Below are 19531 nucleotides of genomic sequence, written 5' to 3' on the forward strand. Positions count from 1 at the left end.
CGAATGCAAGAATAAAAAAGGTCGCCTTGGCGACCTTTTTGCTTTCCGCGCAGTGCGGTTTACATACGTTCGACGGTTTCGATGCCGAGCGTGTCCAGACCCGTTTTCAGCGTTTTAGAGGTCAGCAGCGCCAGCTTCAGGCGGCTCTGACGCGCTTCTTCGCTGTCGGCGTTGAGGATCTGGCAGTGCTCGTAGAAACCGGAGAACAAGCCCGCCAGATCGTACAGGTAGCTGCACATGACGTGCGGCGTGCCTTCACGTGCAACGGTAGTGAGCACCTCTTCGAACTGCAGCAGGCGAGTGGCCAGTGCAATTTCACGCTCTTCGGTCAGTGTCAGCGGCAGCGTCAGGCTGCTTTCGTCGATCCCGGCGCGTTTGAATACCGATGCCACGCGGGTATAGGCGTATTGCATATAAGGCGCGGTATTGCCTTCGAAGGCCAGCATGTTATCCCAGTCGAAAACATAATCGGTGGTGCGGCTTTTCGACAGATCGGCGTATTTCACCGCGCCGATGCCGACCACGCGGGCCACGGTTTTCATTTCCTCTTCCGGCATGTCCGGGTTTTTGCCGGCGATCAGCTGTTCGGCGCGTTCGATGGCCTCATCCAGCAGATCGGAGAGCTTCACGGTGCCGCCTGAGCGGGTTTTGAACGGCTTGCCGTCTTTGCCTAGCATCATGCCGAACATGTGGTGTTCCAGCGAGACGGACTCCGGCACGTAACCGGCTTTGCGCACGATGGTCCAGGCCTGCATCAGGTGCTGATGCTGGCGGGAGTCGATGTAATACAGCACGCGGTTGGCGCCCAGGGTCTCGTAGCGATATTTGGCGCAGGCGATATCGGTGGTGGTGTAGAGGTAGCCGCCATCCTTTTTCTGGATGATGACGCCCATCGGGTCGCCGTCCTTGTTCTTGTATTCGTCGAGGAACACCACGGTGGCGCCTTCGCTTTCCACCGCCAGCCCTTTGGCTTTCAGATCGGCGACGATGCCCGGCAGCATAGCGTTATACAGGCTTTCGCCCATCACGTCGTCTTCGGTCAGCGTGACGTTCAGGCGGTTATAGGTCAGCTGGTTTTGCGCCATGGTGATGTCGACCAGCTTGCGCCACATTTTCAGGCAGTACTGATCGCCGCCCTGTAGCTTCACGACGTAAGCGCGCGCGCGCTCGGCGAACTCGGCGTCTTCGTCGTAATGTTTCTTGGCTTCGCGATAAAACTGCTCGAGATCGGACAGGCCCATATCGCTGGCGTTTTCATTCTGCATTTTTTCCAGGTAGGCAATCAGCATGCCGAACTGGGTGCCCCAGTCGCCGACGTGGTTGGCGCGGATCACTTTGTGGCCCAGAAACTCCTGGGTACGTGCCGCGGCGTCGCCGATGATGGTGGAGCGCAGATGGCCGACGTGCATCTCTTTCGCCACGTTCGGCGCAGAGTAGTCGATAACGATGGTTTGCGGTTCAACCGGGGCAATGCCCAGCTTCGGTGCATTCAGCACCTGGTCGGCCTGGCGGGCGACCCAGTCGCTGTTCAGGAAAATGTTGATAAAGCCGGGACCGGCGATTTCCACTTTACTGGCGACATCGCCGAGATCCAGCAGTTGCACCACTTTTTCCGCCAGCTGACGGGGCGGCATGCCCAGCTTTTTGGCGACTGACATCACGCCGTTGGCCTGGTAATCACCAAACTGCGCCTTGGCGGAAGGGCGGACCTGCGCTTCGCAATCGGCTGGCGCACCAGCGGCGATCAGCGCCTGGCTGACTTTATCTGAAAGAAGAACCTGAATATTCACCGGGTTACCTTAATGACGAACGAGGAGCTGAAGCCAGCCCCTGCGGGATTCAACGGTGGCGGGCGCGACGGGCGACCTCCACAAAACAGCCTGCAATTGTAACCGATCTGACGGAGCCCGTCAGCAGTTGGCGCGGCCGCTGCGATGAAACAGTTGCCGGGTGCGGCGCGTAGAATGCCTGAAGGTGAAAAGCAGAATGACCTGACCAGAATGTACGGAGGGGAAAGTTATGAGGCTAACGCTTTTTATTGTGACGCCTGGCATCCAGCGTGTTGGTACTGCGTGATTTAAAATGACGGTAGATGGCGTATACGGCGATAATTATCAACACCAAGGATATCGTCAGCAATAACATAATGGTCATCTCGAATTTAAATTTTCTCCAAAGTAGCTGAGTTGCGTTGGTGAATCAATTGCCTAGATTAAAATTAAGATAATCCTTAGTTTTTTATTAATTATTCTAATTTTATTGTCTTTGTTTACAATGGGTTGATTGTTGTTTTTTTATGGATTTGATAAGTAGCTAAAGTGTGATTAAGTGAAGCGATTCAATCGGTTTAACCCGTGAATCACGAATGGTTTTGTGAAAAATAACTTAAATCATAACGTCATGATGAAGGGTTATAATGACTTGCGAAAATTCTTAATTTTTATTTTTCTGTTGACTTGATAAGCTGCCTTCTTAATAAAAAGTTGGTTTTTTGCTCTCTCCGCACGCAACCGAAAATCATTCTGAATGACTGCTAAAAACCCTCTAAACGCTGGCGAGCGCTGTCGCCACCGTGTAAATTACGGCGTTTAACTTTGTGCTCCGTTGTTTTGAGGTTCCTATGACCACTCCCTTGCAGGCCATTGCCGAGCTTGACGATCTGAAGCTCGACCTGCCGCGTTTCGAGCAGGCGTTGCAACAATTTGCCGCCAGATTGCGGCTTGATCTGTCTGCCTTTATCGCCGATCACATCTCCCTGCGTTGTCACCAGAACGCTACCGCCGAACGCTGGCGCCAGGGATTGATGCAGTGTGGGACACTGCTGTCCGAATCGATGATCAACGGGCGGCCTATCTGTTTGTTTGATTTACAGCAGCCGCTGGCCGTGGGGCCGTGGCGCATAGATTGCGTCGAGCTGCCGTACCCCGGGGAGAAACGCTATCCGCATGAAGGGTGGGAACATGTCGAATTGGTGCTCAGCGGCGATCCGCAGACGCTGCATGCACGGGCGTTGAGTCACCTTGCTGATGAAGCGTTGTTGGCGCCGGGGATCAAGCTGAAGCAAAGTTCGCCAAAAGGCGAAGGCGAACGGCTGCCGAACCCGACGCTGGCCATCACCGATGGAACGGTTACGATCAAGTTTCATCCTTATTCCATTAGAGACATCGTCGCCAGCGAACAAGGCTAGCCAGCCAGTGCCGCACAGGCTTGCGCCATGCGATCGAGCGCTTCATCGAGCAGGGCCCGCCGGCAACCGAAGTTCAGCCGTACAAAGCGCCGATCGCCGAAATCCAAACCGGCGCTTAACCCAACGCCTGCGCGCTCGAAGAACTGATGCGGGTTATCCACCGGCAAAGCGCTGCAGTCGATCCAGGCCAAATAGGTGGCTTCGATCGGTAACAACGTCAATCCCGGCATAGCGTTGATGCGCTCTGTCAACCGATCGCGATTGGCGCGCAGATAAATTAACTGCTCATCCAGCCAGGGTTGCCCGTATTGATAGGCCGCCTGGGCGGCGACCAGCGCCAGCAGATTAACCTCCGGGACAATGCCGCTGCGTGCGCGTTTCAGTTTTTGTCTCAACGTTTCGTTGGGGACGATCGCCATCGAGGCGCCGAGCCCGGCGAGATTGAATGTCTTTGACGGTGACATCAGCGTCACGCTGCGTTGGGCCGCATCTTCATTCAGGGTGGCGAAAGGGATGTGTCGCACGCCGGGTTCAAGTAGCAGCTCGCAGTGGATTTCATCGGAGCAGACGATTAAATCGTGCTCGAGAGCGAACTGATGGTGCTGCAACAGTTCATCCCGGCGATAAACGGTGCCTCCGGGATTTTGCGGGTTGCACAGCAACAGGAGCTTCTCGTTGCCGCTGAGCTGCCCATGCAGCGCGGAAAAATCCAGCACCCAACGTTGGTTTGCCGCCGTTAGCGGCACCGAGAGGTGTTTACGCCCCGCGAATTTGGCCGCTTTGCGAAACGGCGGATAAATGGGAGAGGGAGCCAGCGTGCTCTGATGTTCTTCGGTGCAGGCGCGCACGCACAGGTTCAGGCCGCACACCAACCCAGGCAAGAAAATGATCCATTCAGGCTTGATGTGCCAACCGTAGCGCTCTACCATGCGGCGGATAAAAACCTCAAGAAGATCAGGGGATGGGTGGGTGTAGCCGAATACGCCGTGCGCTACGCGCCGCTGCAAGGCTTCTATCACCGCCGGCGACGAGGCGAAATCGCTGTCGGCGACCCAAAGCGGGAGGATGTCGCGGCCGCGATATTTATCCCACTTAACGCTGTCACTGTGACTGCGGTCTACCCATTGATCAAAATTGAATGCCATAGTTACAACCCTGAACCGGTTTATGCCTATGCATGAGCCTACGTGAGAAATGAAGAAATGAACAATTGCCGCCGTATGTTGGCCGTTATCTGGGGGTGACAATGATAAAACTGGAAGTTTGTTGCTTTAGCGTCGATTGTGCGCTGACGGCCGAACGGGCGGGCGCCGATCGCATCGAGTTGTGCGCCAGCCAGAGCGAAGGGGGATTGACGCCGAGCTATGGCACGCTGCGTCTGGCGCGCGAGCGGGTTGCGATCCCGGTGCATCCGATCGTTCGCCCTCGCGGTGGTGATTTTTGCTACGGCGCGGTGGATTTCGAGGTGATCAAGCAAGATATCCGCCACATCCGCGAGATGGGATTCCCCGGCGTAGTGGTAGGCATGTTGGACGAAGAAGGGCACATCGATCTGCCGCGCATGCGCGAAGTGATGAGGCTGTGCGAGGGGATGGCGGTGACGTTCCACCGCGCGTTCGACATGTGCCAGAATCCGATGGTGGCGCTGGAGCAACTGACTGAGCTGGGCGTGGCGCGCATTCTGACCTCCGGCCAACAGCAGAGCGCCGAACTTGGCCTGCCGTTGCTGCGTGATTTGCGTCAGGCCAGCCAGGGCCCGGTGATCATGGCGGGTGCCGGTGTGCGCCTCAGCAATCTGCACAAGTTCGTCGATATCGGCCTGCATGAACTGCACAGCTCTTCCGGCCATCTAGCGCCGTCGACCATGCGTTATCGCAAGGCGGGTGTCACCATGTGCTCCGATAACGAGTTTGACGAATTTAGCCATTATTGCGTGGATGGCGAAATGGTGGAGGCGATGAAAAACGCGCTGGCCTTGGTTGATCCCCTGGCGCAAAGCGCATAAACACGCAGCTAACCGCGTTTGATAACCGGTTTCCGGGCCGTAAGACCCCTTTGCGTGTCACCGAGCCCTCGGCGATCACGCAAGTACCAGGCCCCGGCGTTTTGCCGGGGCTTTTTTTATTTCACTATGACTCCAGCACGGTAGTTCGCTGGACTACGCCAAGACTCGACATAGCAGGTTTATCAACGGGTTAGGTTGATTCATCATATGCCGGTGCTTTACGAAACATGGCCCGGCTTCCTTTCGCGTGGCTCCCATGCAGCTCTTGGAAACCGGGCTTTCCGAGGAGTCATCATGGCGAAGATCAAACTCACCAAGACCGCAGTCGATGCGGCGCAACCCCAGGCGCAGGTTGTTGAACTCCGGGACACTGTGGTGCCCGGTTTCCTGTGCAAGATTACTCCAACTGGCCGCAAGGTGTTCATGCTGCAGTACCGCACAAACGCCGGGGAGCGCCGTAAGCCCGCATTGGGCCAGTACGGGGAATTGACTGTAGAACAGGCCCGTTCACTGGCTCAGGAATGGTTGGCCGAAGTGCGTAGGGGGGGCGACCCCAGCGCCGATAAGGCTGCTGCCCGTGCAGCGCCCACGGTCAAGGAGTTGTGCATCAAGTTTATGGAGGACTACTCCAAACAACGCAACAAGCCCAGCACCCAGCGCGGGTATCAGGGCGCCATTGACCGCTGCATCGTTCCGTTGCTGGGCCGTGTGAAGGTCCAGGATGTGAAACGGCCAGATGTGGCGACGGTGATGAAGAAAATGGCCCACAAACCCGCTGAGGCGAACCGTGCTTTCAGCGTGATGCGCAAGATGTTCAACCTGGCTGAAGTGTGGGGGTTCAGACCTGACGGTAGCAACCCCTGCCGTCACGTCCCGATGTACCCAAACGGGAGAGCCACTCATCTCATCAGCGACGAGGACATGGTTCGTATCTTCCGTCAACTGGATAAGGTGGAATCCGAAGGGCTGGAAAACTACGTCATTCCGTTGGCGATCCGCCTGCAATTCGAGTTCGCTGCTCGTTACTCCGAAATCGCCATGCTCCAGTGGCTATGGGTCGATTTGGAAAACCGGCGCGTGGTATGGCCCGACAGCAAGACTGGAGGCATATCCAAGCCCATGAGCGATGAAGCCTATCGCCTGCTTTCGGCCGCGCCGAGGGAGGAAGGTGTCCCCCATGTACTGCCATCCCCTAGTTGTCCCGGTAGCCATCTGACCGAGGGGGAGTACTACAGCGGCTGGTGCCGTGTGCTCAAAGCTGCGGGCGCGACGCATGTGGGTACGCATGGTATCCGCCATCGTTCGGCCACCGACATTGCCAATTCGGGCATTCCGGTCAAGGTCGGCATGGCGCTGACGGCGCATAAGACCGTGGTGATGTTCATGCGCTACGTTCACACCGAGGATGAGCCAGTTCGCCAGGCCGCGGATCTGGTCGCTAAGCGGCGCAAGACAATCACAGGCGCAAGCCATGTTGATGAGGTGGCAGAATGACCAGGCAGCGAAAGATCATTACTTCACCAACTGACTCCACGGTGCTGCTGGGTGACATCCGAGCGCTGATCGAATCGGCGCGCCAGCGCGCAGTCTCGGCGGTCAATAGTGAATTGACGATGCTCTATTGGCGTATCGGTCAACGCATCTATACACAGGTTTTGGCGGGACGGCGGGCTGAGTATGGCGAAGAGGTATTGCCCACTTTGGCGGCACAATTGGTGCAGGAGTATGGCGGTAGCTTCGCGGTCAAGAACCTGCGTCGAATGGTGCAGTTCGCCAGCACTTTTCCTGATGAGCAGATTGTCGTATCGCTGATACGACAATTGAGTTGGACACATTTCATTGCCCTGATCCCGCTGAAAGACCCGCTCCAGCGGGACTACTACGCGCAGATGGCCAGTGCCGAGCGCTGGAGCGTGCGAACGTTGCGTGAGCGCATCGACTCCATGCTGTATGAGCGTACGGCACTTTCCAAGAAGCCGTGCGAGACGATCGCAGAGGAACTGGCAACCTTGCGCGACGCACAGCGTATGTCGCCGGCACTAGTCATGCGTGACCCGTACATCCTTGATTTCCTTGACCTGCGGGACACTTGGCAGGAAGGCGACCTAGAAGCGGCGATCGTCCGCGAGATGGAATCGTTCCTGCTGGAACTTGGTGCGGGGTTTAGCTTCGTAGCCCGGCAGAAGCGCATCCTGATTGACGACGAGGATTTCCATCTCGATCTGTTGTTCTACAACCGAAAGCTGCGGCGGCTGGTTGCAATAGAGTTGAAGGTTGGTGAGTTCAAGGCGGCTTATAAGGGGCAGATGGAGCTTTACCTTCGGTGGCTGGACAAGCACGAACGGGAGCCGGAGGAAGCCTCGCCGTTAGGCATCATTCTTTGCACGGGAAAGAAGCGCGAGCAAATCGAATTACTGGAACTGGACAAGTCAGGCATCCACGTCGCTGAGTACCTGACGGCCTTACCACCGAGGGGGGTGTTGGCGGCGAGACTGCAGCAAGCAATGCAGCGGGCGCAATTGCAGATTGGAGCGCGTGGCGGCGAAGACCGTGAGCGATAAACCGATTGGGTGCGAGACTCTGGGGAACACCATCTTCACAGTATCCTTGGAGGCCAAGTGATAGCAACTGCGTTTTCCCATATCACGCTATTTTGACGTCGACAATTTCTACGGTTTATGAGATGCAGGCTCGGGCAGGAGCCTGTCACCCATCAGGGTAAAGTTGTTGACAGCAGTAGTCTTTCGAGCTGTACTGCTGCGAGTCCAGCTCTACATTTTTCCGAGCATTTGTGGAACATAAACGTGCGCCGCATATTGGGAGTTTGTTCATATTCTGTGCGGGTGCTACCCTGACTGCCTACCACTAAAGTCGCTGCAGAAAGGTAGACGTTGCAGTTAAGTCGCTGTAGAAATGGGGAAATATTCCCTCTCATCCTGCGAATCACTAGAACATGGCCAATAGCGAAGCCCGTATATTTATTGCCAAGCCATTCTCCTATTTTGATCTCAAGGGGGAATGCTGCTTCCCCGGCTCAGAGCTCATTCAATCCAATGCGCGGGAAGGCATTGTGACAGCCTTGGTGCTGGATGCGAACATCTGTCTTAACCTGGCTAACTACGCACGTGGGCAAAAGGACCCTATCAAAGAATCGATGTTTCGCCAATTCCTGTTGGCTGTTGAGTTCGTCAAAGTGGATGTCGTTCCTTACTTTGGTTGCATGGAACTAGCGTCAAATCGTGAGAGCGATCAGCTCGACACGGATAAGCTCTCCAGCATCGCTTCGAATGTCGCACGTGCTCTTGCGCAGAGTGAGGATTCCTTGGCGCGGGGGAGACAAGCTTCTGCCCGAATCGCGGACGGGTTGGAGATGACCGACAAGTCCTTGTCGGTGGCGTTTCCAATGCTGCGCTACGCTTATTGTTGTTTCCTGAAAATTTTTGAGATCCGTTCACGCGGATTCTTGAAGGCTCGTGCTGCAAAAAATTTCATCGAATTCTTTGATTGGTGCGAAGCCATGGAGTGTCATATAGGGCTGATTTCGCAAGCCGCGTTCGCCTTATTCGGGGGCGCGAAAGAAGCGGATAAGCTGTTGAGCCTGCGTGAAGGCAAGACACCGCTTGATGCTGCGTGGGGCGCTGCCTGGGACATCTGGCATTGCTGGATGGTGCAGAACTACTTTCCTGCGCTACCGGTGGACGGAAAGCCGCAACATGCAATCTTTGTCACCGATGATGCTGCAGCAGCCTTCATTGCTGGCCAGTGCTTGCCTCGTGCACTGTTTCTCAATGCCGGTGAACCGTTTTTGTCTGCATCTGTTTTGAGCTACAACTTTCCGTTCTATGCGGACAAGGGCGAACGCCTTAACGAGCTCTTGAGACAACGGGACTCACAGCGATTACGCCGCATATTATCCAATGTGAGCAACACCAATGAGTTTGATCACGCTCGTGTCCAGGTTGAGATTGAGAGGCTTGAGCAAGCCATCATGACCTCTTGGTGAGTCGGAGAGTCTGTGTAAGACAGGTTCCCTCGTTAAACATGTTGTCTTCACGCGCCTGGGCTGCGCACCATATCGTGGCCATCCAATTATGACCCCTGACCCCTACGGCCCTGATGGGCCTGCGCGCTTCGCTTGCTCAAAGATAGATATGAGCAGAGGGCAGCAGGGTGGGGGCGGTCTTGCTGTTCCCTTCACCTCATCACGGCGTTCTCGCCGTCAAGGGCTGCGCGTGCTTGCACGCTTGCGGCCTGGCTGCCGTCTCTGACCCCTGACTGCTTGCGCTGCGCCGTGCTCCTCACGGTTCCGGGCAATTCCGCCCGAGCAACCGGAGCACGATCATGTCGCAACTGTCCTTTTCCTTGTTCGATACCACGCTGATGGTGCGTGACACCCAGGGCCGCTATCTGCCGGCGACGGTAGACCAGATTCTGGAAGCCGCGCGCCAGGTCGTTGAGCAGAAGATGCAGCGTGGTACATCCTTCACGTCGCCAGCAGTGGTCAAAGAATATCTGTGCGCCAAGCTGGCTGGCTACGAGCGCGAAATCTTCTCGGTACTCTTTCTCGATTCACAGCACCGCCTGATCGAATACGTAGAGATGTTCCGTGGCTCCATCAGCAGCACATCGGTGCATCCGCGCGAGGTGGTCAAGCAGGCGCTGCGGCTCAATGCGGCGGCGGCAATCCTGGCCCACAACCATCCGAGTGGAAGCGCGGATCCGAGCGAGGCGGACCGCGCTCTGACCAAGAGGCTCAAGGAGACATTGGCACTGGTGGACGTGAACGTGCTTGATCATGTCATCGTCGCTGACGTCAACACCACGTCATTTGCCGAATGCAGCTTGCTTTGACTTCTGGGGGCATTGCCCCCTTTTGTTTCTTATGCGGCAGATAGTTTTCGATTTCAACAAGTCTTAGCCCTGTGACAGGGTCGTCTGGTACATTTTGCTCAACAACGGCTCCATCAATTTCTCCGTAGATTCCCATTCATCTTTATTGAGCATCCCGTACTTCTCTGTCAGGGTGACTTGATGATCGAAGAGAAAGTCGGTTGGTGTTTCTAAGCCGACAATGAGCTGCATGCCAGCGGGCAAGTCCTTTGCGATGAACTTGAGAACCGCCGGTAGATTGAAGTCGTCTTGAGCTTGCTGGTTGGGCGAGTCGATGACAACTGGGACGTCATATGTGCCCATCTTGCCTTGAATGGTCTGCCAGATAGCAGCGTAATAGGCAAGGATTGACCGCGGTCCGCCGCTGCCCGAAAGAGAGGGGCGTGATGCCAGCTGCATGGTTTTGGTTGCAACGGAGTGAAGCTGTAATGCGATGCGGCTAGCCGCATAGTGCTCACGGAACTCAGTCAAAATTGCCTTCGTGCGTTTGGGAGAACGCAGCTCGGCCATCTTCGTCTCGAGCACGTCGATAGTGAGAACCACTGAGTCGATAGAGTTTTGAATCTGCTTGCGTTCAGCCTCGAAAGCTGCAAATGCAGACTCTGCGCCCAGGCTTCCTACGACATCTTGGAACTTCAACTCACCTTTACGCGTGTCCAGCAAGCGGGAGATGCGTAGGTAGTTCTCGTTGAGTGAGTTTAGCTCCGTGAAGGCTTTCTGCGTCCGCTTTCGAACCTCTGTAGCATCCTCACGCAGTCGGGCGGCTAGCTCGCGTAGAACACGGGCGTCTTCTGCGAACTCCAGCAGGTCGAGGAAGGGTTTCTCGTGCTCGGCATGACAGGTGGGGCAGACTAGTGGCGCTGCGCCTTCTCTGAGGAGGTATTTTGTGTCACTGTCATATGCTGAAAGAGCGCTGTCGGCGAGCTGAATCTGATGGTCCAGATTCTTCAGAAGCTCTTGCTCGCGCACGGCCACATTGCGCAGTGCTTCCTGTCGGACGTTGAGTTCGTTGACTTCCTTGGTGAGCTGCTCAATCTCGACGACAAAGTTGTTGGCATTGACCTTTGGGCCTGATAACGGGACTGTCTTACTAAATCGCTCAATGGCGCGCTCGAGCAGGCGGTACTCGCGGCGGTGTTCTTCAAGAACCTTGGAGTACTGAGATCTTTCTGCGCTTGCCGTGTAGTACTCTGGTGGACATACGCCGGTGAAGTACTCAAGGATTGGCTTGAACGGTGCACTGAAGCGTTTCATGCCTCCGAACGTGTTCCAGTCAGATTGCCAACTGCCATCTTGGTTCACGTAGAACGGTGCGAAGAAGCACGCGGGGTCAGCGGAAACCACCTCTGCCTGTTTCTTGTCTGAGAACACCAGGTTGAAGTCGGTTATCTCGCAAAATCGCTTGGACCAATCGCCGAACTTTGAAGTTGAAATGAGAAGGTTGAACGTTTCGTCAAATAGCGCGCGCCGCCCATCTTGATGGAGGGCGAAGTAGTGTTTGTCATTAACCGAGAACTCAAGCAGCGAGGCTGCGTTCTCGTCCCACTGTTCGAGTTTTCCTTGCGGCTTCGCGCCAAGCGTCTCAAACAGACTCCGGATCAACGTCGTTTTTCCCGTGTGGTTCCTCCCCACCAGTAGGTTCTTGCTCGGATGGAATTTCACGTGTCGAGCTGTCTTCTCGCGATGAGAGAGCAGCCAAATGTTTTTGAATCGGAAGCGATGCATAGTCTTTTGTTCTCAGGCTTCGGACGAGGAGTCTCAGTTCTGGTCCACGCATTTCGTTATCGCTCTCATGACAAACCTCGCCATCAGGTCATAGTCGCGATGTCCGCAGAACTTGACCTTGAGCGCGGCAAGCGCGGCTTCTACGAAAGGCCGCAAGTTGGATGTCCATGGATTGGCTGCTATCCATTCGTCGCAGAAAGTGTCGATTTCGTTTGAGAGCTTGGTTCCCCCAATGAGTCGATCCTGCTGTGCACGTGCTGCAGCAATACGTACCGATGTGATAGTCATGAAGTCCAAACCCTCGGTTTGGAGTTGTTGCAGCCAGACGTCGAGCAACGCAAGGCGGTCTGGCACCGTCTCCAGCGCAGCCAGCGCTGCCAGGAACGCGTTTTTCGAGAAGCCACGCTCATTGACAAGTTCTTCGAACGATAAACAAGTGTCCGTGCGGCGGGTCAGTGGCGAAAGCTGCATCACCAATGAATCGACGAACGATTTTGCCTGGCCTGCATGCTCTGGGCTACGTTCGTTCAATAGCTCTAATGCTGCGGCAATAACCGGTGCGGTCAAGTTGTCGGGATGTATAGCGACCTTCTGCAACTTAACTCTTGTCAAATCTGGTGGAGGGGTGCTTGGTGACAGTGATGCGAAGGCATCTGTAAGCAATTGCACATGGTCGGGCGCAAGGTCTGCAAGCGAGCATGGCATCGTCGTGGCTGCAGAGCCTCCGTTGGCGAGCGGGAAGTCACAGCCTGCGTTAGAGATAAATACTCCTTCGACGGGCAATGCGTCAAAGGCGCTCAGGCTGAGATGCAGCTTGCCGAGAGCCGATTGTGGGACCTTCTCAAAAGTCGGTGCCTTCGCTGGTGCAACTGTCGTTTTAGCGGACTTCCTTGACTTGACCGACGGGGCCTTGGGGGCGATAGTGCCGGTGAGGACAGACCATGTCCAAGTGCCGGCATCTTTCTTCTTGACTTGGTAGACCTTAGCACGGGTTGGCATGGTCGCGGAGTCAAGTTCTGCGACGTCCTGGACGGACTCAAAAAGTAGGAGAAAGTCGGGTTCATTGGCCTTCTCCAACTCTATCATCCGGAAGACTGCCCACCAGCGAGGGAAGTCGACGCCCTTGGCCCCGTGCCCACCACCAGTTTCCGAATATTTAGGATTGTTAGCGACGAGCAAAAGCTCCGCCGTGCCATTAACTACGCCCAACGCATCCCCCATTTGCCCCCGTTATACGGAGAAATTCGGTTCTGAGCCAGCAATCATCGATGATTGTTGAGAATATGTAAAGTCTTGAAACGGCAGATTCGCTGTTGAATTGAGATAAGCGAGCTTGCAGAGTGACTGTTCCCAACATGGAATGTCATTGTGTCGCCTCGACCAGTTGAGTCCGTAGTCAATACAGTCACTCTGTAGCAATAAATAATACGCGAAATACTCCGTGCGTCTCCGCTCTGCGGACCACGCTGTTCCAGGTTCGCTATTCGCTCATCCCTCATCCCTGACGGGACTGGCTATCGCCAGCCTTCCGCATTCCTGACGCCTTCGGCCCGGCTTCCAGCTTCGGGCCTGCGCGCTTCGCTTGCCGTGCTATCAGCACATGGAGGCGGCCGTTGCCATGTCCAGCCGTCTTCCCTGACTCCATCACCTTGTCCGCGACTGTAGCCCGCTTCCGGGCGCCATCAAGGCGCGCGGGGCCGTGTCCTCGGCTACGCCTGCGGGCCGCACCAACCCCCACGCTTATCTCCTTGACAGCTCCCGTTCGCGCGCTCCTGACCGTCGCGGGCGATGAACTCAGGAAAGACGGTGGCAACAGGGCCAACCGGGTTCCTCGTGCCGACCGCACAGAACAGCCGACAGGCTGGGCTCCGAATCTTGGAATCCGGTGTGCGGTGTGAACAGCAACCCTTTTTTTGTCAGGAGAAAGATCATGCAACTCGCATCCCGTTTCGCTTCCCATTCCCCGGCGCTGCGCAGCGATTACCCGCTGTCTGACGACCAGATCCGCCGCGTGGCTCCGTCCATCTTTGCGGATGCCCCGCACGAAAGTCGTTCGCAGCGATACGCCTACATCCCTACGGCGGCGGTGTTGACCGAACTGCGCAAGGAGGGGTTTCAGCCCTTCATGGTGTGTCAGACCCGCGTCCGCGACGAAGGCAAGCGCGAGCACACCAAGCACATGCTGCGCCTGCGCCATGCGAGCCAGATCAACGGTGCCGAGGCCAACGAAATTGTGTTGTTGAACTCGCACGACGGCACCAGCAGCTACCAGATGCTGGCCGGCATGTTCCGCTTTGTGTGCAGCAATGGCCTTGTATGCGGCGACACCGTGGCCGATGTGCGCGTCCCTCATAAAGGCAATGTGGCCGAGCAAGTCATTGAAGGCGCTTTCGAGGTGTTGAGCGGTTTCGAGCGGGTGAAGGAATCCCGCGACCTGATGCGCGGTATCACCTTGGACAACGGTGAGTCGGAGGTGTTCGCCCGCGCTGCGCTGGCTCTCAAGTACGACGACCCGGACAAGCCCGCTCCTATCACGGAAGCGCAAATCCTGATGCCGCGCCGGTTCGACGACCGCCGCCCCGACCTATGGAGCGTTTTCAACCGTACGCAGGAAAACCTGACCAAAGGCGGTTTGTCCGGCCGTAGTGCCAACGGACGCCGCCAGCGCACCCGCCCCGTGCAGGGCATTGATTCCGATGTGCGCCTGAACCGCGCCCTGTGGTTGCTGGCCGATGGCCTGCGTCAGCTGAAAGCCTGAATCCCGAAGTGGCAGGGGTAGGCAGCAGCCCTTGCCGCTTTTTCTCAACGCCGCATCCCTGAACCAGATAGGAGTACGAACCATGAACGCAATGACCCAAACCGAAGCCCGCGCCCTCAACACCGCCGCAGCTATTCCGTTGGAAGCTGCCGACCCGACCAAGAACCTGATTCTGGTGCCGCTGTCGCGGCTAGTGCTGCGCCCTGTGGGCCGCAACGTGCGCAAGACTCCGCGCATGTCCATCCCCGAGCTGGCCGCATCCATTCAGCGTGTCGGCCTGCTGCAAAACCTCATCGTGATTCTTGCCGCCGATGGCGAGCATTACGAAGTGGTTGCCGGTGGCCGTCGCCTCGCAGCCCTCAAGCTGTTGGCGAAAAAGCACCGCATCGCCAAAGATTGGGAAGTGCCTTGCCTTCTGGTGGCCGATGGCACGGCACGCACCGCCAGCCTCACCGAGAACGTGCAGCGCGAGGACATGCACCCGGCAGACCAGTTTGAAGCCTTCGCGGGACTGGTGGCCGAAGGCCGCCCCATCGAGGACATAGCGGCGGATTTCTCCGTTACGCCGCTGGTGGTGCAACGGCGCTTGAAACTGGCGAATGTCTCGCCGCGCCTGATGGCCGACTATCGGGCCGATGCTGTCACGCTCGATCAATTGATGGCCTTGTCCATCACCGACGACCACGCCGCGCAGGAAAGCGCCTTCTACGATGCGCCGACATGGCAGCGCCAGCCGTCCGCTCTGCGCGAACGCCTCACCGAGCGCGAAATCGACGCCTACCGGCATCCGCTGGTGCGGTTTGTGGGGTTGGATGTGTACGAGCAGGCAGGCGGTGGCACCCGGCGCGACCTGTTCGCGGAAGGCGATGCGGGCGTGTATCTGCTTGACGCCGCATTGCTGGAGCAGTTGGCACAAGGCAAGCTGGCGGACATTGCCGCCGCTGTTCGCGCCGAGGGCTGGGCTTGGGTGGATGCCACGCCCGCCATGACTTACGCCGACCTGCATTCTTTCCAGCAGGCACCGAAGGAGCGCCGCAGCCCGAACAAGCGCGAAGCCCTACGCATCGAAAAGCTGCAAGCCAAGATGTGGGAGCTTGGAAATGTCATTGACGCCGCCATGGATGCAGGGGACGAGGACAAGGCCGAGACCTTGCAGGAAGAAGGTGAAGCCTTGGGCCAGCAGTTGCAAGCGCTGGAAGACGGCTTGCAGGACTTTAGCCCGAACGTAAAAGCCGCAGCCGGTGCTATCGTCACCATCGACCGCAACGGCAAGCCCATGGTGCATCGCGGGCTGCTGCGCGAGGCCGAAGCCAAGGCGCTGCGCACGCTGGAAAGGCTGCGGCAGGGGGGAGGCAGTGAAGGCACTGCCGGGTGTGGCGACGAAGGCGAGGACAAGAACGATGGCAGGTCGCCCAAGACCGCTGACATGTCCGATAAGCTGGCGCAGCAGTTGAGCGCCCACCGCACGGCAGCGCTGCAAATCGAAGTTGCCCGGCACCCGCAAGTGGCGCTGGCTGCCGTGGTGCATGGCATGGTGCAGACCGTCTTGCAGAGCCGCCACTACGGCCATAGCTTGCCGCTGGGCGTCAGCCTCAAAGTGCAAGACCGGTTGGAAGGCATGGCCCCGGACATGCCTCACTCTCCGGCCGCTGTGGCGCTGCGAGAACTGCAACAGGTGGCAGGCGAAGCCTTGCCCGAGGACAGCGCCGAACTGTTTGCCGCACTGCTGGTGAAGCCGCAAGACGAACTGGTCAAGCTGCTGGCCGTGTGTGTGGCTTCCACGGTGGACGTAGTGACACCTCGCGCCACGGCGCATCAGCCCGGCGCAGAACTGGCGCAGGCCATGGAGTTGGACATGGCAGCATGGTGGAAACCGACCAGCGAGGGCTACTTCCGGCATGTGCCGAAGGCCGCGATTCTGGAAGCCGTGGGCGAATTTGCTCCCTCGCACGTCACCCGGCTGGCGAAGTTGAAGAAGGGCGACATTGTCAGTGAGGCCGAACGGTTGACTGGTGGCACTGGCTGGATGCCTGCCATCTTCCGTGCCGAAAGTACGCAGCAGGCCGGGCAGGATGCGGCAACCGAAGCCGAAGCGCTGGAGAATGCCGCCGTGGTAGATGAGCAGTCGAAGGTCGAAGCACTGGCCGCGTGATCATTTATGTTAGCAAGCGCCTTGGTTTCGGCCAGGGCGTTTTGCTGTCCGATCAGCACCGGCCCCGAGCCGTTCCGCTTTGGGGCCGGTGGCAAAAAAATCCGGGCGCGGCGACGGCCGCGCCCGGATTTTCCCTCAACCGCCCTTGGTCAGGCGGCTGAGGGCGTGCGCGCAAGTAGCCTTGCGCGCGAGAAAACCTTGAAACCCCAAGCACGGCAACTGCGTGCCGGCAACATTCCAAGCCAGACCCGCTTTCTCTACAGCTTGGATAAAAGATCAACTGAGGGGCCCACGACAACTTGCGCCGCATTGTCGGCTTGAACGCCATTGATCGCTCTAACCTCTGCGGTGTTGGCGATTCGCCGAGCTACCGTTGTTGGCGTGATCGTACTTTGGGCTTGGGTCGCACACACAGCAAGCGACTTCGACAGCGGAACTGAAAAACCAAGCCCCAAGTTGGATTGTGGAAGCGGGGTATCACCAAGCACAAATGCTTCGCCAGAAGGAGCGTCCAACAAACACAATTCCAGCGTTTTTATAACGTCCGCGATCTGGGGTGCTGCCAAAAGCGCTTCCTGTTCGGGAAGCTCTGGTGACTGGGGTGAAAGAGCGTGCAAATCGGCTAGCTCGGAAGCCAATTGTTCTTCCGTTTTCTGAGCAAGCACCGTGTAGAAAGTATGCGCGTCCGTGTCATGGATACCGAATGTCGAGGCACGGCATGTGAATTCATCAAGAGACATGGAGTGAGCATCCGCGAGGAAGGCTCCGAACTCCTTTGCGAGCTTATGGCTGCGCGCCAGAACGTCTGGATGGCGGCTTGCCTGTAAAGCCAATGCTTGGCAAATTTGATCTCGATCACCGGGTGTTGGCATGTAGCCAGGTGTGTGTAGCTGCCGAAACAGTTGCGCATGCTTGGCTTCTACCGTGGAGAGTGTGTCTTCCAGCGTGTCCGATGGATTCCATTGATCATCAAAAACCGTGTAAAGCCAGTCGCGTTGCATGATCCTTTTTGGCGATACGCGCCTGATGATTGAGCCGAACTTGCCGTACAGATAGCCATCCGATCCTTTGAAACCACGTTGCCAATACTGAGGGACGTAGTGATGATTCTTTTTTTCAAACTTCTCCATGCTTTCCTTCTTGGTCTGTTATGAGCTGTTCAAGTTCCTGCCGGACTTGTGCCAGGAGCAGTTCCATCTTACGTGTGCTGTCGCCGGCATACGCCAGCGTCAGCAATGTGAGCGGATGCACGTCCATCACTTCGCACAACTCGGCCAATTTGTTGATCGTCGGGCTCTTCAAGTCCCGCTCCAGCGTACTCAGGTAAGTGCGGCTGGACACGTCGGAGAATGCCTCCTGGCTCAAGCCACGCGCTTTTCTTACTGTTCGTATCGCCACTGCCAATGAGTTCTTCGCTGTCACCTATGCTCTTCCCTCAAAAGCCAAGATGACAGCCCATTGAGCCCTATAGAGCTACAATCTATAGTGTTCATTTCGTGCGACTGTTTAGCTATTCCGTGCTTTTACGGAAATCCGTATCGGCGGATTTCCTCACACCCAGGGAAACGCATCCGTGTCTTTCCTGACTTCCGGCAATGCTCTTTCGTGTCTTTGCGGATTTGTGGCTTCACTCGATCTTGCCGATGGTCATTCAGCCGCTGGATTGGCCTCGGGTCGCCGGTCTCAGGAGTGATGCAGCACCCCGACCAGGTATCTCGCGTCGGGGCGCATTCTGACTATTTCTATCTCAGTCGATACACGGCCCATCTGAATCCACACTGTGTTGTGTGGCGCCACGCCTGCGCTCAAAATAGTCATGATCTCTGGCGTGTGCTGCGGCATGGTGTCCGATGCTGCAAGCCAATTTCCGGCGTTGCAGCCGTCGCATTAAGACAATCTCTGCCATGCCTTGGCGTCCTCGGTCTTGCCCCGGCAGACACAGCTTACCCCGATTCCGATGGCGGCTCGATGGCTACTCGATAGCTGCCGCGTGACGGTATAGAGCGACGTTCCTGCTTATCGACGGAGGGGCAGCGCCATGATGGGATCGAACACTGGGCAGTGGTATCCGACCGCAGCGTATCTGTACACGCTGCACCTCGATGGCCCCGCGCTGGCTTGGGAATACTTGCGCAGAAGCCCCCAATACCGGCTTGACTGGCTGCACCGTCATCGTCAGCCAGAAACGGCGCAGGCGTGGGGCCTGCGCTTTCTGGAAGATCCCGCCTTGGACGCACGCGATGCGCATCCAACTTGGCTTCCCCATCACGATACTGAGGTTCAGCTTCACCCTGACACCGATCCGCCGCCCACGGCGCAAGCCTTCGCGTTTTGGGGTGTCCCTGGGCACAAGCAACTGACCCACGACGGCAAGCGCCTGGTCCTCACATCGCACTGGCCGGGCCGCCGCCTGCGGCTCGCCCTTGGACCGGGCCTGGAGGACGGTATGGCTTATTTCTACGCCATTCGCGCGCTGGCCAAGCCCTACGCGCGCTATCGCACGCTCATTGCTGAACTTGAGGCCACGGCCATGGATGTCCTGCCTGCAGCAGCCCGCTCCCGGCCTACGGCCGCCGCGCTGATGGAATTGCATACCTTGCAAGCACTCGATGCTACCCAGGCAGGTGCGTCCCTGCGGGAGGTCGCCGATGGGCTGTTTGGCGCGGATGCCGTCGCGGCCGACTGGCACAAAGACAGCGCCTTGCGCGCCCGCGTGCGGCGGCTGGTGCGCCGTGGCGATGCGCTGATGCACGGCGGCTACCGCCGCCTGGCACAGCTTCCGCCGTTCCCGCTGCGCTAGGGGGACGTTTCGCG

The 19531-nt window shown here is 57.3% G+C and carries 15 protein-coding genes; 9 read left to right on the forward strand and 6 right to left on the reverse strand.

Annotated elements, in window-relative coordinates:
- Window positions 1-59: 59 nt before the first annotated feature.
- Window positions 60-1790 carry an arginine--tRNA ligase gene (gene argS / locus BVU99_RS13870; protein ID WP_025303138.1) on the reverse strand — a complete coding sequence of 577 codons (1731 nt, stop codon included), beginning with the start codon at window positions 1788-1790 and terminating at the stop codon, window positions 60-62.
- A gap of 830 nt (window positions 1791-2620) precedes the next feature.
- On the opposite strand from argS, the gene BVU99_RS13875 reads away from it, so the two are divergent.
- Window positions 2621-3187 (forward strand): VOC family protein, encoded by a 567-nt coding sequence (locus tag BVU99_RS13875; protein WP_025303137.1) that lies wholly within the window; start codon window positions 2621-2623, stop codon window positions 3185-3187.
- On the opposite strand, the gene BVU99_RS13880 is transcribed toward BVU99_RS13875, so the two are convergent.
- On the reverse strand, window positions 3184-4332 hold the full coding sequence (locus BVU99_RS13880; protein WP_043143038.1) for a PatB family C-S lyase: 1149 nt from the start codon (window positions 4330-4332) through the stop codon (window positions 3184-3186). The genes BVU99_RS13875 and BVU99_RS13880 overlap by 4 nt on opposite strands.
- A 101-nt stretch (window positions 4333-4433) precedes the next feature.
- Between BVU99_RS13880 and cutC the strand changes: the two genes are divergently transcribed.
- From cutC to radC, 5 genes are all read left to right on the forward strand, one after another.
- Window positions 4434-5192 (forward strand): copper homeostasis protein CutC, encoded by a 759-nt coding sequence (gene cutC, locus BVU99_RS13885; protein WP_043143046.1) that lies wholly within the window; start codon window positions 4434-4436, stop codon window positions 5190-5192.
- 294 nt (window positions 5193-5486) lie between these two features.
- Window positions 5487-6686, forward strand: a complete 1200-nt coding sequence (locus BVU99_RS13890) for a site-specific integrase (protein WP_099817158.1) — start codon at window positions 5487-5489, stop codon at window positions 6684-6686.
- Entirely contained in the window at window positions 6683-7753 is a 1071-nt protein-coding gene (locus BVU99_RS13895; protein ID WP_099817159.1) for a PDDEXK nuclease domain-containing protein, read from the forward strand. The genes BVU99_RS13890 and BVU99_RS13895 overlap by 4 nt, the downstream gene beginning before the upstream one ends.
- A gap of 392 nt (window positions 7754-8145) precedes the next feature.
- Window positions 8146-9195 (forward strand): hypothetical protein, encoded by a 1050-nt coding sequence (locus BVU99_RS13900; protein WP_099817160.1) that lies wholly within the window; start codon window positions 8146-8148, stop codon window positions 9193-9195.
- A gap of 338 nt (window positions 9196-9533) precedes the next feature.
- Window positions 9534-10043, forward strand: coding sequence for a DNA repair protein RadC (gene radC, locus BVU99_RS13905; protein WP_099817161.1), 510 nt, complete (start codon window positions 9534-9536; stop codon window positions 10041-10043).
- Window positions 10044-10106: 63 nt separating this feature from the next.
- Here radC and BVU99_RS13910 read toward each other — a convergent pair whose 3' ends face one another.
- Together BVU99_RS13910 and BVU99_RS13915 are read right to left on the reverse strand one after the other, a co-directional pair.
- Entirely contained in the window at window positions 10107-11744 is a 1638-nt protein-coding gene (locus BVU99_RS13910; RefSeq protein WP_197770122.1) for a hypothetical protein, read from the reverse strand.
- A gap of 96 nt (window positions 11745-11840) precedes the next feature.
- Entirely contained in the window at window positions 11841-13028 is a 1188-nt protein-coding gene (locus tag BVU99_RS13915) for a dsDNA nuclease domain-containing protein (RefSeq protein WP_099817163.1), read from the reverse strand.
- 709 nt (window positions 13029-13737) lie between these two features.
- Between BVU99_RS13915 and BVU99_RS13925 the strand changes: the two genes are divergently transcribed.
- Both BVU99_RS13925 and BVU99_RS13930 read left to right on the forward strand, forming a co-directional pair.
- Window positions 13738-14565, forward strand: coding sequence for a DUF932 domain-containing protein (locus tag BVU99_RS13925; RefSeq protein WP_099817164.1), 828 nt, complete (start codon window positions 13738-13740; stop codon window positions 14563-14565).
- 82 nt (window positions 14566-14647) lie between these two features.
- Window positions 14648-16717, forward strand: a complete 2070-nt coding sequence (locus BVU99_RS13930; RefSeq protein ID WP_099817165.1) for a ParB/RepB/Spo0J family partition protein — start codon at window positions 14648-14650, stop codon at window positions 16715-16717.
- 257 nt (window positions 16718-16974) lie between these two features.
- Here BVU99_RS13930 and BVU99_RS13935 read toward each other — a convergent pair whose 3' ends face one another.
- A complete protein-coding gene (locus BVU99_RS13935) occupies window positions 16975-17847 on the reverse strand; it encodes a DUF4238 domain-containing protein (RefSeq protein WP_099817166.1) in 873 nt (290 codons plus the stop codon).
- Window positions 17834-18139, reverse strand: a complete 306-nt coding sequence (locus BVU99_RS13940; protein WP_099817167.1) for a helix-turn-helix transcriptional regulator — start codon at window positions 18137-18139, stop codon at window positions 17834-17836. The genes BVU99_RS13935 and BVU99_RS13940 overlap by 14 nt, the downstream gene beginning before the upstream one ends.
- Window positions 18140-18755: 616 nt before the next feature.
- Here BVU99_RS13940 and BVU99_RS13945 point away from each other — a divergent pair.
- Complete coding sequence (locus BVU99_RS13945; RefSeq protein ID WP_099817168.1) at window positions 18756-19517, forward strand: DUF2285 domain-containing protein; 762 nt, start codon at window positions 18756-18758, stop codon at window positions 19515-19517.
- Window positions 19518-19531: the final 14 nt, after the last annotated feature.

Source organism: Serratia sp. OLAL2 (assembly GCF_002752475.1).
GTDB classification, from domain to species: domain Bacteria; phylum Pseudomonadota; class Gammaproteobacteria; order Enterobacterales; family Enterobacteriaceae; genus Serratia; species Serratia bockelmannii.